The following is a 17,206-nucleotide window of genomic DNA, read 5'->3' as shown; positions in this document are numbered from 1 at the left end:
CCTTTAAATTTCAGATATTTAGACTTTAAATTTTTCGTTGATTGTCGCCTACTTTCCACAATTTCGCGCTCCCCACCAACATCATTATTACCTACCCAGAAACCCGGTTTCTTAACATAATTGCGTCATTTAAGCAAGATTCTTGAAGAAACCGGGTTTCTTAAGCCCGCAGTGCGTAAGTAGATAGGTGCAAATAAACTGGACCGCTTGTCACAGAATGTAAAGCTACCATAATCGCAAGAGAATTGCTTCCTTTCATTGCATTTCACTCGCTTTTGACTACCTCTGTATTTTGCCGATTATCTACTTAAATCTACCCTCTAAAACTCACCCTTTCCCTCATTTTCAGTCCGCAGCCGCACTGAATCAGCGTGAGAAGGAAGCCCCTCTGCTTCCGCCAAAACATTAATTGCCCTACTCACCTTCTTAAGTGCAACAGGCGAATATTGAATCAAACTCGAATGCTTCATAAAAGTTTCGACACCCAGCGGCGACGCATAGCGCGCCGCCCCAGAAGTCGGCAAAGTGTGATTCGGACCAGCCAAATAATCGCCCACAGCTTCCGGCGTCGATAAGCCCAAGAAAATCGCCCCAGCGTGGCGAATTTGCTCGAGCAAAGCCCAGGGATCTGAAACTTGCAATTCCAAGTGTTCCGGGGCAAACTCGTTAGAGAGTTCCGCCGCCGCTTTGAGCGAGTCAACTACCACGACTAAACCGTAGTTGGCGATCGCCTTTTCTGTTAAAGTTCGGCGCGGGTGATTTGCCAACTGTCTGTCTACCTCAGCCACCACCTTCCTAGCCAGCACCGAATCCGCCGTCAGCAAAATTGCCGACGCCATCGAATCGTGCTCAGCTTGAGCCAACATATCTGCAGCCACGTGCACGGGATTCGCCGAACCATCCGCAATAATCAGCACCTCCGACGGGCCAGCCAGAGAATCGATCCCCACAGTCCCGTAAACCAGTTTTTTAGCTAGGGTGACGTAAATATTCCCCGGCCCGGTAATTAAATCCACCTTCGGAATAGTTTCCGTACCGTAGGCCAAAGCCGCGATCGCCTGCGCCCCGCCGACCCGATAAATCTCATCAACTCCCGCTTCCTGAGCCGCTACCAGCACCGCAGGATTCATTTTCTTCTCCTGTCCGGGGGGAGTACACATTACCAGTCTCGGCACCTTGGCGACCTTCGCAGGAACCGCATTCATTATCACCGAGCTCGGATAGGACGCCTGACCGCCAGGAATGTAGATTCCCGCTCGATCGACCGGCGTGTAGCGCTTGCCCAAAACAATCTCGTCATCACCAAACTGCACCCAAGACTTCGGGACGCGCTGTCGGTGAAACGCCTCTACCTGTTTGCAAGCTAGCCGGATGGCATTTAATAATTCTTTCGACACCTGCTGGTAAGCAGCATCCAATTCGGCGCCGCTGACCCGTAAATCTTCCACATTTAGGGTCATGCGGTCAAATTCAGCAGTGTAGTGCAGCACAGCCTGATCGCCTCTGCGCCTTACAGCTTGCAGCACCTCCCGCACGGTGGCTTCTTTGTGAACGACAAGTTCGTCATGGGTGCGATCGCAGATCCGTCGCAGTTCAGCTTGTGCCTCAACCCACTGAGTAATGATTCGCAGCATGGAGATTAGGAATGCCGTCTATAACTTCACTAACATTTGCTTGACAATTGGGGATTTTTGTGGGGTTCTCCTAGAGAATTAAGCCACCACCAGTCCACAAGCTTAAACCGCGAGAGTCGCGGCATTTTCCAAGGCTTCAGTGCAGCGTTTAAATCTCTGTCGAGGATTTTGCAACACTGAGGACAAGTCACAACCTTCTCTAGGAATTGTCCGCCAGAGAACCAGGTGCCCAGGAAGAGGGTTGGAACGCAGAGGAGAGAGTGTTCGACCCCGATAATATCCGAGAGGGAGAGTGTTCGAGCGGAAGAATTTTGATTCTGCCTTCTACCTTCTACCTTCTGATCCGGCTGTCTTCTACCTTCTACCTTCTACCTTCAGCTTTTTACCTTCTACCTTCGGTAAGTGCTTCTTGCCGAAGCCCAAATCACCCGTATTCTTTGTTATAGCTTAACTTGGATTTTTCAGAGAATTGGATTTTAAGCAGAATAGGTGCTATATTAGTTTTTCCAACACCTGATAATTTTTTTTATAAAAAAACGCCAAATTATTGTATACTTGAAAATTGCGCGCAAGAAACCGTGACTTTAACTCGTGACGGTGGAAACACCGCAAAACGCCTCTTTAACACCCGTGTCATACCTTTGGGTATTGTCAGGGGTAAAAAGCAGGCAGTTAAATGAGTCAATAAAAAATTATTGCGCGGGCGTCGCCAAAAAGTAGCCACAGACTCAGCTCAATCTGAGCTAATGGAAAATTGGCTGTCTCACTCCGCCTTTAAAAATCAAGCTTTTTGCGGCTCGATCCCGAAAAGGTTGTCCTTCAAAATCCCCGTGTCTTGAGACTAGGGTGTATCAATGAATACCTACTTCCAGCAACTGAACTATGGCAAATATTAAGTCCGCCGTCAAACGAGTCAAAATCGCCGAACGTAACCGCTTGTACAACAAATCTTACAAGTCAGCGGTCAAAACTTTGATGAAGAAGTATTTCGCTGCCGTTGACAAATACGCCGCAGCTCCGAGCCCGGAATTAATGCAAGAAGTCCAGCAGCGAATGTCTGAGGCATACAGCAAAATTGACAAAGCTGTCAAAAAAGGTGTACTCCACCGCAACAACGGCGCTCGCAAAAAGTCCCGCTTGGCAAGAACCCTCAAGCCGCACGAAACATCCTCGGTAGCATCTTAAGGAAGCAGAAAGTTCGCCAACGAAGCAGTGTACAAGATTGAAGGGATGGATGTTGAGGGAAGAAGTCAAGCGTGAAGAAGTCAAGCGTGAAGAAGGAAGAAAGAAGACGGAAGACGGAAGATTTTTCCCACACACTCTCTCCCACTCCCACTCCCAGACTCTCTCACTCCCCCCTCGCCCTATCCCACAAGGACTTTCCCGTATCACCTCTAATCTGCTTCCCCCATGCAGCTCATCGACACTCACGTTCATATCAACTTTGAGACCTACAAATCAGAGTTAGAAGCCATTCGAGAACGCTGGCGCGAAGCTGGTGTAGTTCGGCTGGTTCATTCTTGTGTAGAGCCAGAAGAGTTTGCCGGCATTCAAGCAATCGCCAATCAGTTTGCAGAAGTCTCCTTTGCGGTGGGACTCCACCCCCTAGATGCCGACAAGTGGAAAGACGAAACTGCAAGCCAGATTAGGGAATTAGCAAGTTCGGACTCTAGGGTAGTGGCGATCGGCGAAACCGGACTGGACTTTTATAAAGCTGACGATCGAGAACATCAGTTTAAAGTGTTTGAGGCACAGCTTGCAATCGCCCAGGAACTTGACAAACCAGTCATTATCCACTGTCGCGACGCCGCCGCCCCAATGGCCGAAATGCTGAGGAACTTTTGGCAAACACGCGGACCAGTGCGCGGGGTGATGCACTGCTGGGGAGGCACACCCGAAGAAACCCAGTGGTTTTTAGACCTAGGTTTCTACATCAGTTTTAGCGGAACAGTCACCTTTAAAAAAGCCTTGCAAATACAAGAATCAGCTTGTATGGTAAATAGCGATCGCATCCTAGTCGAGACAGATTGCCCTTTTCTCGCCCCCGTACCCCAACGGGGAAAACGCAACGAACCAGCCTACGTCTACTACGTAGCCGAGCAAGTTGCTAAATTGAGAGGAGTTTCTCTCTTAACTTTGTCCCAGCAGACAACCGAAAATGCCTGTAAGCTATTCGGCTTTTCAGTTTAGTTGTAGCAGAACAGAGAAACGAGGAAAACAGGTCGATTTAGGAGCCCGCGCTCAGAACAATCCCATTTCTATCATGCCCGAAAAACCGGATTCATCGTTTATGGGAGATTCTTTTGGCGTTGCCTGTTGCGATCGGATTTGCGTCCTATAATAAAAAGAACTGACCGATCGGGCGTTGGCTTAGTATCCGCGACTGCGATGTCGCCGGGGAACTACCAACACAACGCGAGTACGCTAACCTTCGGGATCGGTCACAACTTCACGCAATACCTCAAACTTACACACTCAAACTTACACATCAGAAGAAACTTGGAACCTCAGCAATTTGGCAATAGCTGTCAAGTCAATTTTAGGAGTCAAAAGTGTAGGGGATTTACCCAGGAAAACCACGAGATCGGAGCTAAAAGCATCGGGATCGAAACCAAAATCCGCACAAAAATACTGCGAGCAAACCGCACAAATAACCGTTGCAGCAGTTGATAGGCGATCGAAAACATCATATAAATTCTCTCACACAATCAATCAAAAAAACGCAACAAGGTAAAAAAGCCCAGCCTTGGCGCCATGTAAAAAGCTAGAGCCACTGCGGAAAAAGGACCCCCATGACAACTAAAGATTACACAGAATTCGCCTTCACCTTGCCCGATTTGATCGAAATCCAGCGGGCAAGTTTTCGCTGGTTTCTAGAAGCCGGGCTGATCGAAGAACTCGACAGCTTCTCCCCGATTACAGACTACACGGGGAAGCTGGAACTCCACTTCATGGGCAAAGACTTCAAACTCAAGCGCCCGAAATACGACGTGGACGAAGCCAAGCGCAGGGACAGCACCTACTCGGTGCAAATGTACGTCCCCACCCGCCTGATTAACAAAGAAACAGGGGAAATCAAAGAACAAGAAGTCTTCATCGGCGACTTGCCCTTGATGACCGAGCGCGGCACTTTCATCATCAACGGCGCGGAACGGGTGATTGTCAACCAAATCGTGCGTTCCCCAGGCGTCTACTACAAATCGGAAACAGACAAAAACGGTCGCCGTTCCTACAACGCCTCGCTCATCCCCAACCGAGGCGCTTGGCTGAAATTTGAAACAGACAAAAACGATTTAGTCTGGGTCAGAATCGACAAAACGCGCAAACTATCGGCTCAGGTGCTGCTCAAAGCCCTCGGACTCACAGACGGCGAAATCTACGACTCCCTGCGCCACCCGGAATACTTCCAAAAAACGATCGAGAAAGAAGGACAATTCGGCGAAGAAGAAGCTTTGATGGAGCTCTACCGCAAACTCCGTCCAGGTGAACCCCCCACCGTAGCGGGGGGCGAACAGCTCCTTAACTCGCGCTTTTTCGACCCCAAACGCTACGATTTGGGCCGAGTCGGCCGCTACAAACTCAACAAAAAATTGCGCTTGACAGTCCCCGATACCATGCGGGTGCTGACATCCCAAGATATCTTGACAGCGATCGACTACTTAATTAACCTCGAATTCGACATCGGCTCCACCGACGACATCGACCACTTAGGCAATCGTCGCGTCCGCAGTGTCGGAGAACTGCTGCAAAACCAAGTCAGAGTCGGCCTCAACCGCCTAGAACGGATCATCCGCGAAAGAATGACAGTCTCGGATGCCGACTCCCTCAGCCCCGCTTCTCTAGTCAACCCCAAACCCCTGGTAGCAGCAATCAAGGAATTCTTCGGCTCCTCCCAGCTATCCCAGTTCATGGATCAAACCAACCCCCTAGCAGAACTGACTCACAAGCGCCGGCTTTCCGCCCTAGGCCCAGGAGGTCTGACTCGCGAACGCGCCGGGTTTGCAGTGCGGGACATTCACCCGTCCCACTACGGCCGGATTTGCCCGATCGAAACACCAGAAGGCCCCAACGCCGGTCTGATCGGTTCCTTGGCAACTCACGCCCGCGTCAACCCCTACGGCTTTATTGAAACTCCTTTTTATCCAGTAGAAAAAGGACGGGTGCTGCGCGACAAAGCCCCTGTTTACATGACAGCCGACGAAGAAGACGATTTGCGCGTCGCCCCCGGAGACATCAGCCTCGACGAAAACAACAACCTCTTGGGCGAAACCGTAGCCGTCCGCTACCGCCAAGAATTTACGACGACTACACCGATGCAGGTGGACTACATGGCGATTTCGCCCGTGCAAATCGTCTCCGTCGCGACATCCCTGATTCCGTTCTTGGAACACGACGACGCCAACCGAGCTCTGATGGGCTCGAATATGCAGCGGCAAGCTGTGCCGCTACTGAAACCTGAACGGCCGCTAGTCGGTACGGGCTTGGAAGCTCAGGCGGCGCGAGATTCCGGGATGGTTGTGGTTTCCCGGATCGACGGCGAGGTGATTTACATCGACGCTACCCGGATTATTGTCAAACCCCTGGCTGTAGATGCCGAATCGAATTCCAGCGAAGAACATTTCCTGATTAAGGAATACGACGATCTCAAAGTCAAACAGCCCTCGGTTTGGAAGCAAAAATATGCTGGCTGCATCGAACACGAACTGCAAAAATATCAGCGTTCTAACCAGGATACTTGCTTAAACCAGCGTCCGCTGATTTATGAGGGCGATCGAGTCGTAGCAGGTCAAGTTCTCGCCGACGGTTCCTCTACCGAAGGGGCAGAACTCGCTCTGGGCCACAACATCCTCGTAGCTTATATGCCTTGGGAAGGCTACAACTACGAAGACGCGATGCTCATTAGCGAGCGTTTGGTGTACGAAGATGTCTACACTTCGATCCACATTGAAAAGTACGAAATCGAAGCCCGTCAAACTAAACTCGGCCCCGAAGAAATCACCCGTGAAATTCCTAACGTCGGCGAAGACGCGCTGCGCCAGCTAGACGAACAGGGCATTATCCGCAAAGGTGCCTGGGTAGAAGCCAGCGACATCCTAGTCGGCAAAGTCACCCCCAAAGGTGAATCCGACCAACCGCCGGAAGAAAAACTGCTGAGGGCAATCTTCGGCGAAAAAGCCCGCGACGTGCGCGACAATTCCCTCCGCGTCCCTAACGGCGAAAAAGGCCGCGTAGTGGACGTGCGGGTGTTTACTCGCGAACAGGGCGACGAACTGCCCCCCGGCGCCAACATGGTCGTCCGCGTCTACGTGGCTCAAAAGCGGAAAATTCAAGTCGGCGACAAAATGGCCGGCCGCCACGGGAATAAGGGTATTGTTTCCCGGATTCTGCCGATGGAGGATATGCCTTATTTGCCCGACGGGACTCCCGTTGACATAGTGCTCAATCCCTTGGGCGTACCGTCGCGGATGAACGTGGGTCAGATTTTTGAGTGCTTGCTGGGATGGGCGGGCGAAAATCTGTCGATGCGGTTCAAGATGGTGCCTTTTGATGAAATGCACGGCGCTGAAAAGTCGCGGGAAACCGTACACGGCAAGTTACAGGAAGCGCGCGAAAAAACCGGCAAGCCTTGGGTGTTTAATGAAAAGCACCCCGGCAAGACTATTGTCTACGATGGCCGGACAGGGGAACCGTTCGATCGCCCCGTCACAGTCGGCATCGCCTATATGCTGAAGCTGGTGCACTTGGTAGACGATAAGATCCACGCGCGCAGCACAGGCCCTTACTCGCTTGTAACGCAGCAGCCTTTGGGCGGTAAAGCGCAGCAGGGGGGTCAGCGGTTCGGAGAAATGGAAGTCTGGGCTCTGGAAGCGTTCGGCGCAGCTTATACTTTGCAAGAGTTGCTGACTGTGAAGTCGGACGATATGCAGGGGCGGAATGAAGCGCTGAATGCGATCGTCAAAGGCAAAGCTATTCCGCGCCCCGGTACGCCGGAATCTTTCAAGGTGCTGATGCGGGAGTTGCAGTCTTTGTGCTTGGATATTGCTGTGCACAAGGTGAATACGTCCGACGAGGGCAGCGAGCACGTTGAGGTGGATTTGATGGCAGATGCTGGGGGCAAGCGATCGCCCTCCCGGCCTACTTACGAATCGCTTTCTCGTGACGAACTTGACGAAGATTAGGGATTTTAGATTTTAGATTTTAGATTTTAGATTGAAGAATTGTTTGACAGCATTCAATCTTACATCTCACATCTAAAATCTAAAATCGAGAAGTGCCAATTAAAATGCCTCAGCAGTGGTACGAACACTGTTGAGGCGAATCAACGCTCTTAAGAGGAGAGACGCTGACATGACTATTGTAACAGTTGTCCCAGGAATAGAAGGAGAAGTTGACCGGGCGACAGGCTGTATTAACTGGCAAGGGAGCAAGCTGAAAAATGGTTACGGGCGCAAGTGGATTGAGGGCAAAACGGTATTAATCCACCGATTAGTGCTCGAATCAAAAATACCAGGATTTATAGATTCCGGTTATTTTGCTTGCCACATCTGCGACAATCCAAGCTGCATCAACCCAGCACATCTCGTAGCTGGAACTGCGGCTGAGAATACGCAGCATATGATGGGCCGCGATCGCAAAACTCCCAGACGCAAAAGTATTCCCGGTATTGGTAAACTATCGATCGAACAACTGCAGGAAATTCAGCGTCAATATTTAGCTGGAACCACCAAAAGCCACCTAATAAAAGAGTATGGCGTACAGTATGACACTATTACTAAGATACTTCAGGCAAAAATTCCCCATAACTTCACTACAGTTCCCCCCGGTTTTGTAGGAGAAATTCAAGACAGTGGCTGCATAATTTTTCAAGGGGCAAAGGATGGTCAAGGTGGTTATGGCAGGTACTTTAAAAATGGGAAATCCCAATCAGTTACTCGTGCTGTTTTAGCAGAGAAATTAGGATGTGCAGTTCCGACTTCAATAGATGCTTGTCATACCTGCGATACTCCCAGTTGTATTAATCCAGAACACCTTTGGGGTGGAACGCGCACTCAAAATTTATTAGATGCTTCTAAGAAAGGACGCACTCAAGGCAAAAGTCATCCCCTTTCAAATGCCAAATTAGATTGGGAAAAGGTGCGAGAAATTAGGCAAAAACTAGCAGCAGGAGAGAGAGTGAAGGATGTAGCTCACGAATACAGTGTTGGTCGCAAAACCATACACGATATTAAGTATCACATCACTTGGAAGGAAGCAGGCGAAGAGGTTCCAGTTCCTCGCATGGGTGGATATCTCGATCGCAAACTGACTTTCGAGCAAGCTCTTGAGGTACGAAAAAGAATTAGTGGTAGAGAATCAATCTCTAAAATCGCTGATGACTTTGGAGTATCCTCAAGTGTCATCTCTGATATTAAAAATCACGTCACATATAGAGGAGTATAACATTGATTTAAGCCGTGAAACAAGCCAACAAAAAAGATAAACAACCACAAATAATCGACTGTAAATTATCAATTGGAGTCAAGAATGGCTAAAATAGAACAACGCTTTGATTACGTCAAGATCGGGTTAGCTTCACCAGAAAGAATTCGACAGTGGGGAGAAAGAACTTTACCCAACGGTCAGATTACTGGAGAGGTGACAAAACCGGAAACCATAAATTATCGCACCTTAAAACCTGAAATGGATGGCTTGTTTTGCGAGCGCATTTTTGGACCTGCAAAAGATTGGGAATGTCATTGTGGGAAGTACAAACGAGTTCGCCATAGAGGCATTGTTTGCGAAAGATGCGGTGTAGAAGTCACTGAATCTCGCGTCCGCCGTCACCGGATGGGATTTATCAAATTAGCAGCTCCAGTAGCTCACGTTTGGTATCTCAAAGGCATTCCGAGTTACATGGCAATTCTGTTAGATATGCCGCTGCGAGATGTCGAACAAATCGTCTATTTCAATGCCTATGTTGTTCTCAATCCCGGTAATGCCGAAAAACTGCAATACAAGCAATTGCTCACGGAAGATGCTTGGTTGGAAATAGAAGACGAACTTTACAGCGAAGATTCCACACTCACAGGTGTAGAAGTAGGCATAGGTGCTGAAGCTTTGCAAGTTTTGCTGCAAAATATTCCGCTAGAAAGTGAAGCGGAAAAGTTGCGGGAAGATATTGCCAATGCTAAAGGTCAAAAACGGGCGAAGTTAATTAAACGTTTGCGGGTAATTGACAACTTCATCGCTACGGGATCTCAACCCGATTGGATGGTGCTCAATGTGATTCCGGTGATTCCCCCCGACTTGCGGCCGATGGTGCAGTTAGACGGCGGGCGTTTTGCAACCAGCGACCTCAACGATCTTTATCGGAGAGTCATCAACCGCAACAACCGCTTGGCGAGACTCCAAGAAATTCTGGCGCCGGAGATTATCATCCGCAACGAAAAGCGGATGCTGCAAGAAGCTGTGGATGCGCTGATTGACAACGGTCGCCGGGGCCGGACAGTGGTGGGGGCAAACAACCGCCCGCTGAAGTCGCTGTCGGACATCATTGAAGGGAAACAAGGTCGCTTCCGGCAAAACTTGCTGGGGAAACGGGTTGACTACTCCGGGCGTTCGGTGATTGTGGTGGGGCCGAAACTGAAAATTCATCAGTGCGGTTTGCCGAGGGAAATGGCGATCGAACTTTTCCAGCCTTTCGTCATCCACCGCTTGATCCGCCAAGGATTGGTCAACAACATCAAAGCTGCCAAAAAACTGATCCAGCGCAACGATCCCAGTGTTTGGGACGTGCTTCAGGAGGTGATTGAAGGACACCCGGTAATGCTAAACCGGGCGCCGACCCTCCACCGTTTGGGGATTCAAGCCTTTGAGCCGATTTTGGTCGACGGGAGGGCGATTCAGCTTCACCCGCTAGTCTGTCCGGCTTTTAACGCTGACTTTGACGGCGACCAAATGGCCGTGCACGTGCCGTTGTCTCTGGAATCTCAGGCGGAAGCGCGCTTGCTGATGCTGGCTTCTAACAACATTATGTCGCCGGCAACCGGAAGACCGATCGTTACTCCTTCTCAAGATATGGTGCTCGGTTGCTATTACTTGACAGCCGAAAATCCTGACGCTCAAAAAGGAGCCGGTCACTATTTCTCCAACCTTACCGACGCGGTGGTCGCTTACGAACAAGGAATCGTTGACTTGCACTCTTATGTGTGGGTGAGGTTTCAAGGCGCCATAGAAAACTCAGAACCCGAGGGAGAACCCCTGAAGGTGGAACGCTCTACCGACGGTATCGTGACGAAAGAATACAAGTTCCGCCGGGTTCGGGAAGACGGAGAGGGCAAGATTCTCAATCAGTTCATTCGCACTACCCCGGGCCGGATTATCTATCACCAAACCATCGAATCGGTAATTAACAATTAGAAATGGGTAATGGATAAGAGGTAATGGATAAGAGGTAATGGGTAAGAGGTAATGGGTAATAACTGATAAATAATCGCTAATAAATAATAGTGATTGAAACCGGAAAATTCACCCATTACTACTTACAAATACTTCAAGGACGCGGTTCCTAAGCAAAGTCTAAGGGCAGTAAAAGTTACCAATTACCAATTAAGTAGGTAGGTGCAAATAAACTTTATTATGGGAAGGGAATTTGAGTCGATTCATCTCCTAGCTTCGCTCTCTTCCTTATACGCTAAACCAGCCCCTACCAACAAAATGCTTGTTGTTTTTTTCCCGCAGCTCTACTTATCAATTACCAATTACCACTTACCAATTACCAATACTTCGGCTACGTTCTGAAACCTTGGGCTTCGCTCAGGGGAGCCGAAGTCGAACGGCAGTAAAAGTTACCAATTACCACTACTCAGAAAAATGACAGAAAATAAGGAAATTGTTTTTCGCAATCGAGTTGTTGACAAAGGTCAGCTCAAAAAACTAATCTCTTGGTCTTTCATGCACTACGGAACGGCCCGTACAGCGCAAATGGCCGATAAACTCAAAGACTTGGGTTTCCGCTTTGCGACACGAGCGGGAGTTTCGATTAGCGTAGACGATTTGCAAGTGCCCCCGTCAAAACGATCGCTCCTCGATGCAGCCGAAGAAGAAATCCGCATCACCGAACAAAAATACACCAGAGGTGAAATCACCGAAGTCGAACGCTTCCAAAAAGTAATCGATACCTGGAACAGCACATCAGAAGACCTCAAAGACGAAGTAGTCAAAAACTTCCGAGCCACAGACCCCCTAAACTCGGTCTACATGATGGCCTTCTCCGGGGCGCGGGGAAACATTTCTCAAGTGCGACAGCTAGTCGGAATGCGCGGATTGATGGCTGATCCCCAAGGAGAAATCATCGACTTGCCAATTAAAACCAACTTCCGCGAAGGACTCACCGTCACCGAATACATCATCTCTTCCTACGGCGCGCGCAAAGGCTTGGTAGATACAGCTTTGCGGACGGCAGACTCTGGCTATTTGACTCGCCGTTTGGTGGATGTGTCCCAAGACGTAATTGTGCGGGAAGTGGACTGCGGCACTCAGCGGGGAATTCGAGTACGACCGATGACGGACGGAGCAACAGTGCTGATTCCCCTCAAGGACAGGCTGCTAGGGCGGGTGTTCGCCAAAGATGTGCTGCACCCCAAAACCGGGGAAATCGTGTCTTACGGCAGCGAAAAAGCCGTGCGAAATCAGCCAATTACCGAGGAGTTGGCGACGGAAATTGGTAATTCTGGGGTGGCAGAGGTGTACTTACGATCGCCCCTGACTTGTGAATCTACCCGATCGGTTTGTCAGCACTGCTACGGCTGGAGTCTCGCCCACTTGAAAATGGTGGACATGGGAGAAGCGATCGGGATTATTGCAGCTCAGTCGATCGGGGAACCGGGAACCCAGCTCACCATGCGTACCTTCCACACCGGCGGCGTATTCACTGGAGAAGTCGCGAAACAAGAACGCGCACCCTTCCCCGGTGTAGTGAAATTCAAGAACTTGCGTACTCGCTCGTTCCGCACCAGACACGGCGAAGAAGCACTGGTGGCAGAAAACAACGGCAAACTTGTATTTGAGGGCGACGGATTTGAAGAAGGGAAATCCGGCGCCAAGAATCAAAAACTGAAAATCGAATTGGCGATCGTCCAGGGTTCTACTCTGATGGTCAAAGACGGACAGCGCGCCATTCCCGGTCAAGTTTTGGCAGAAGTGCCGATCGTCGGCCGCGCCGCCCGCAAAACCACCGAAAAAGTCACCACAGACGTAGCCTCCGACCTAGCCGGAGAAGCCAAATTTGCCGATTTAGTCCCCGAAGAAAAAACCGACCGCCAAGGGAACACCACCCGCACGGCCAGCAAAGGCGGGCTGATTTGGATTCTTTCGGGAGAAGTCTACAACTTGCCCCCGGGCGCGGAACCGGCAGTGAAAAACGGCGATCGCATTCCCGCCGAAAGCGTGATTGCCGAAACCAAACTCGTCTCCGAACACGGGGGCGTAGTCCGCATCGCCGACCCCAGAGAAATCGAAATTATCACCGCCCAAGTCCTGCTCGACCAAGCAGTCGTGCGGGCCGAAAGCGCGGGCGGCCGCGACCACTACACGATCGAAACATCTTCCAAACAGCGGTTTTCCCTCAAGACAGCACCCGGAAGCAAAGTCATCAACGGAGAAGTCGTCGCCGAACTGCTCGACGACAGCTACCGCACAGCCACGGGCGGCATAGTCAAATACGGCGGCGTAGAAGTCCACAAGCGCGGCAAAGCCAAACTCGGCTACGAAGTCGTCAAGGGGGGGACTCTGCTCTGGATACCCGAAGAGTGCCACGAAGTCAACAAAGATATCTCCCTCCTGCTAGTCGAAGACGGCCAGTACGTTGAAGCCGGCACAGAAGTCGTCAAGGATATTTTCTGCCAAACCAGCGGGGCAGTAGAAATCACTCAGAAAAATGACATCCTCCGGGAAATTGTGATCAAACCGGGCACGCTCCATGTAGTTGACCGCCCGCCGCTAACATTTGGGGAAGGTCAAATCGTCAACGCCGGTGAAGAAATTTTCCCAGGCTTGGTTGCCGAAGAGTTGGGCTATGCCGAGTATATCGAAACTCCTGAAGGCCCGGCTTTGTTGCTGCGGCCTGTGGTGGAATTTCCGGTGCCAGATAAGCCACCTGTGCCTTCTCAAACGGCGCTCAATGAGTCCATCTCTTTGAAAGCGGTGCAGCGACTTCCTTATAAGGATGGGGAGCGCGTCAAATCGGTCGAGGGATTGGAACTGCTGCGGACTCAGCTTATCTTGGAAATTGGTTCCGGAGCTCCGCAACTGGCGGCGGATATCGAGCTGCTGCCGGATGAGGACGATGCTATGGCTTTTGGGGCGGATGGTTCGGGCCCGGCTTGGGGATCTGCCCAAGACGGTACGGAGTCCCAAGAATTGGCGATGACAGTAGCCGATGGGGGCGATCGAGCTTCCAAGACTTTCCGCTTGCAGTTAGTGATTTTGGAATCGCTGGTGATTCGGCGGGACGTGTCTGCCGATCCGACTCAGGGCAGCACCCACACGCGACTGTTGGTCGAAGATGGGCAGTCGATCGCGCCCGGGGCAGTAGTCGCCCGCACAGAGATTCTCTGCAAAGAAGCGGGTATCGTTCGAGGCATCCGTGAGGGGCATGGCGAACCAGTGCGCCGACTGTTGGTGATGCGAGAGGCGGATTCTATTTCGATCTCTGTGGCAGGTACGCCGGATGTGAGTCCGGGTCAACTGCTGGTGGCTGGTACCGAAATAGCTCCGGGGGTTGTTCTCGAAGAGTCCGGCCAAGTTGTGAAGGTTGTACCTGCGTCGGAGACAGAACCGGCGAAACTCTTGCTCAGGGTGGCTCGTCCTTACCGGGTTTCGGCTGGTGCTGTGCTGCACGTAGACGACGGCGACTTGGTGCAGCGGGGTGACAATTTGGTGATTCTGGTGTTTGAGCGGGCAAAGACTGGGGATATCATTCAGGGTTTGCCACGGATTGAGGAACTTCTTGAAGGGCGGAAGCCGAAGGAAGCTTGTATTTTAGCCAAACGGCCGGGGACGGCTCGCGTGGTTACGGATGACGATGTTGTGGAACTTGCGGTGATTGAGGATGATGGCCGGATTGAGGAGTATCCTTTGTTGCCTGGTCAAAACCCGATCGTTTCCGACGGACAGCGCGTGGGCGTCGCCGAAGCTTTGACCGACGGGCCTGCTAACCCTCACGAAATTCTGGAGGTCTTCTTCCACGTGCTTAAGGAGCGGCAGTCTACTTTTGAGGCTGCCTTGGAGAGTTTCCAACAGGTGCAGACGTTTTTGGTGAATGAGGTGCAGTCGGTTTATCAGTCTCAGGGCGTGGATATTTCCGACAAGCACATCGAGGTGATTGTTCGCCAGATGACCAACAAAGTCAGGATGGAAGATGGCGGCGATACTACTATGCTCCCCGGTGAGTTGGTAGAATTGCGGCAGGTTGAGCAGGTGAATGAGGCGATGTCAATTACTGGTGGAGCGCCGGCGGATTATACTCCGGTGTTGCTGGGGATTACTAAGGCTTCGCTGAATACGGATAGCTTTATTTCGGCTGCTTCCTTCCAGGAGACTACGCGGGTGTTGACTGAGGCTGCGATCGAAGGTAAGTCTGACTGGCTGCGCGGTCTGAAGGAAAATGTGATTATCGGCCGCCTGATTCCTGCGGGTACCGGGTTCAATGCCTACGAAGATGCTGGGGTGCAGGATGCCGGTTTTGATGGTGCTGTGTTTGATGACGACATCCACGATTTACAGGAGGATGTGGTACTTGATGACCGTACGGCCCGCCGCGCTTATACGATCGAGAGCGGTTTTGAGATCGGGCGCGCCTCTGATCTTGAGCCTGATGAGGATTTTGAGGAAGTTGAGGTTGATGAAGACGATTTTGTCGCTGAGACTGAGGATGATGCCTTGGGACCGGATGATGATGATGATGATATCGGTTTTGACTTCGATGAGGACGAAGACTAATCATAGTTTTGAGATTGCATGAATCAATGAACAGCGTTGCGCTCGCTGAGGATAAGTTGGTTCCTCGCCGCAACGCACACTTCGATTTCATGAGTTGAAAAACCTCAAATTTTTCCTCACTAATTCAAGCTCCGAACTCATAGCATTGTGTAATCGGGACATCCAAAAGAAGAAGGAAGAAGGAAGATTCAGAGTTTAAGCAAACTTTGTAATTCTAGAGTTTTAATTGTTTGTGGGTTCAAACAAACAATTCTTTCTTCCTGCTTCCTTTTTCCTTCTCCCTTCTTATTTTTTATTCATGTATGGTTCACTCAATCAGGTAGCAAAGCCTTGATTTGATTAACAAACTCTTGATGGTCTACCACAGGTTTAGAGATGTAACCGTCGGCACCGCTTTGATCCAGAAATGTTTCTTTATCACCAGCCATCGCGTGAGCAGTCACCAAAATAATCGGCAGCGAGGCCGTTTGCGGGTCAGCTTTGAGCAGTTGAGTAATCTTAATCCCGTCAACAGATTTGCCCTGGTACACGCTGCGCGAAAGAGACACATCCATTAAAATCAAATCAGCTTCGCCGTTGGCAGCAATCTGCATCACTTCTTCAACATTTTCCGTGTGCTTCACGGCTAAGCCCCCCCGCTTAGTCAGAATTTTGGAAAAAACCCGAGCATTAACCAAATCGTCCTCTACAATCAGAACGGTTTTCATAAATAAATATGGGAAGTATAGAAACTTTGTGACTTTAGTCCAAAGAGGAACACGACACGGGGACTACATTCCCCGTCAAAAATGCAGAGTTTTTAGCGCCATCAGCCGGGAACCCTGCAAAACCCGTATGTATATCCTTGAGCCACTAGCTGTGAGAGGGTTTATAGATGCCTAGAAGCATCCAGTACCATCATTTAGACTACTACACACAGACAGTTTAGTTCTTTTTTATAACTAGACCTGACACTGGTGAGAGTCTCAAGATTCTCAGGTAGCAGGTTTCTAGTACAATCCAGGACGCATGGACGACGCCTCGCAACCGGGTTTTTGCTCGTTTCGGCGGGCTATAACGAACTATTGCTATGAAAAAACCCGGTTTCTGACTACCAGTGCGTCCTGGACTTATAATATCCTTTCTTTCGGTCAAGCCTCCGGCTTCTACCATTTCTGATTTTATATTTTATATTTTATATTTTAGATGGGAACTGATTGACTGGATATCAGTTTGGATCGCGGGCCTACAGTTGCATTATTTTTTGAACTGGTATTAGAATCGGGAATGTGTGATAATTATTTCCTTCCTCGCGTCGCCACAGCACTCGAAGTAGCGAATCTAGCGGGGATTGTTGGAGATTCCTAATTCTGAGTTTTAACCCATCAAAAGGGCTTCAAATATCGACGCTTTCTTTCATCAAGCGGAGGCCAGACTAGGAGATATCGCCAGGAGAGCTTTTGAGTGATGAATTCATCGATATCGGCATTTTTGACACTCTCAGTGAGGGAAGCATCTCATAATTTGTACAAACACTTCTTCTGGCTCCTTCCTTCTTCCTCTTTCCTCCTGGCTCCTGTTTCCTGCCTCCAATTTCTAGCTTGGGTGCTTTC

At 50.2% G+C, this 17,206-nt stretch carries 8 protein-coding genes; 6 read left to right on the top strand and 2 right to left on the bottom strand.

Annotated features, from left to right (window positions below; translation table 11 throughout):
- Positions 1–320 precede the first annotated feature (320 nt).
- Positions 321–1,634 carry a histidinol dehydrogenase gene (gene hisD, locus QUA27_RS05465; RefSeq protein WP_333066839.1) on the bottom strand — a complete coding sequence of 438 codons (1,314 nt, stop codon included), beginning with the start codon at positions 1,632–1,634 and terminating at the stop codon, positions 321–323.
- An 882-nt stretch (positions 1,635–2,516) separates the two neighbouring features.
- Between hisD and rpsT the strand changes: the two genes are divergently transcribed.
- The 6 genes from rpsT (at position 2,517) to QUA27_RS05435 (ending at position 15,614) form a co-directional block, all read left to right on the top strand.
- Positions 2,517–2,819, top strand: coding sequence for a 30S ribosomal protein S20 (gene rpsT, locus QUA27_RS05460; protein ID WP_333066838.1), 303 nt, complete (start codon positions 2,517–2,519; stop codon positions 2,817–2,819).
- 225 nt (positions 2,820–3,044) lie between these two features.
- Positions 3,045–3,824: a TatD family hydrolase gene (locus QUA27_RS05455; RefSeq protein ID WP_333066837.1), complete on the top strand. Its 780-nt coding sequence runs from the start codon at positions 3,045–3,047 to the stop codon at positions 3,822–3,824.
- A gap of 602 nt (positions 3,825–4,426) precedes the next feature.
- Positions 4,427–7,813: a DNA-directed RNA polymerase subunit beta gene (gene rpoB / locus QUA27_RS05450; RefSeq protein WP_333066836.1), complete on the top strand. Its 3,387-nt coding sequence runs from the start codon at positions 4,427–4,429 to the stop codon at positions 7,811–7,813.
- Between the two features lie 169 nt (positions 7,814–7,982).
- Positions 7,983–9,074, top strand: a complete 1,092-nt coding sequence (locus QUA27_RS05445) for an HNH endonuclease (RefSeq protein WP_333066834.1) — start codon at positions 7,983–7,985, stop codon at positions 9,072–9,074.
- 84 nt (positions 9,075–9,158) lie between these two features.
- Positions 9,159–11,033 (top strand): DNA-directed RNA polymerase subunit gamma, encoded by a 1,875-nt coding sequence (locus tag QUA27_RS05440; protein WP_333066833.1) that lies wholly within the window; start codon positions 9,159–9,161, stop codon positions 11,031–11,033.
- A 453-nt stretch (positions 11,034–11,486) separates the two neighbouring features.
- On the top strand, positions 11,487–15,614 hold the full coding sequence (locus tag QUA27_RS05435) for a DNA-directed RNA polymerase subunit beta'' (protein WP_333066832.1): 4,128 nt from the start codon (positions 11,487–11,489) through the stop codon (positions 15,612–15,614).
- Between the two features lie 311 nt (positions 15,615–15,925).
- Here QUA27_RS05435 and QUA27_RS05430 read toward each other — a convergent pair whose 3' ends face one another.
- Positions 15,926–16,321 (bottom strand): response regulator, encoded by a 396-nt coding sequence (locus QUA27_RS05430; RefSeq protein ID WP_006632892.1) that lies wholly within the window; start codon positions 16,319–16,321, stop codon positions 15,926–15,928.
- Between the last annotated feature and the right edge of the window lie 885 nt (positions 16,322–17,206).

Origin of the sequence: Microcoleus harperi Pol14_C6, assembly GCF_036701295.1 — a bacterium.
In the GTDB taxonomy this organism is placed as follows: Bacteria; Cyanobacteriota; Cyanobacteriia; order Cyanobacteriales; family Microcoleaceae; genus Microcoleus.
The sequence above is the reverse complement of the archived record's forward strand: the minus strand, read 5'-3'. Positions and strand labels throughout refer to the sequence as shown.

Excerpts from the sequence above, each read along its gene's own strand:
- rpsT (WP_333066838.1), top strand. The coding sequence starts at position 2,517 with ATGGCAAATATTAAGTCCGCCGTCAAACGAGTCAAAATCGCCGAACGT.
- QUA27_RS05430 (WP_006632892.1), bottom strand. The coding sequence starts at position 16,321 with ATGAAAACCGTTCTGATTGTAGAGGACGATTTGGTTAATGCTCGGGTT.
- QUA27_RS05455 (WP_333066837.1), top strand. The coding sequence starts at position 3,045 with ATGCAGCTCATCGACACTCACGTTCATATCAACTTTGAGACCTACAAA.
- QUA27_RS05435 (WP_333066832.1), top strand. The coding sequence starts at position 11,487 with ATGACAGAAAATAAGGAAATTGTTTTTCGCAATCGAGTTGTTGACAAA.
- hisD (WP_333066839.1), bottom strand. The coding sequence starts at position 1,634 with ATGCTGCGAATCATTACTCAGTGGGTTGAGGCACAAGCTGAACTGCGA.
- QUA27_RS05445 (WP_333066834.1), top strand. The coding sequence starts at position 7,983 with ATGACTATTGTAACAGTTGTCCCAGGAATAGAAGGAGAAGTTGACCGG.
- QUA27_RS05440 (WP_333066833.1), top strand. The coding sequence starts at position 9,159 with ATGGCTAAAATAGAACAACGCTTTGATTACGTCAAGATCGGGTTAGCT.
- rpoB (WP_333066836.1), top strand. The coding sequence starts at position 4,427 with ATGACAACTAAAGATTACACAGAATTCGCCTTCACCTTGCCCGATTTG.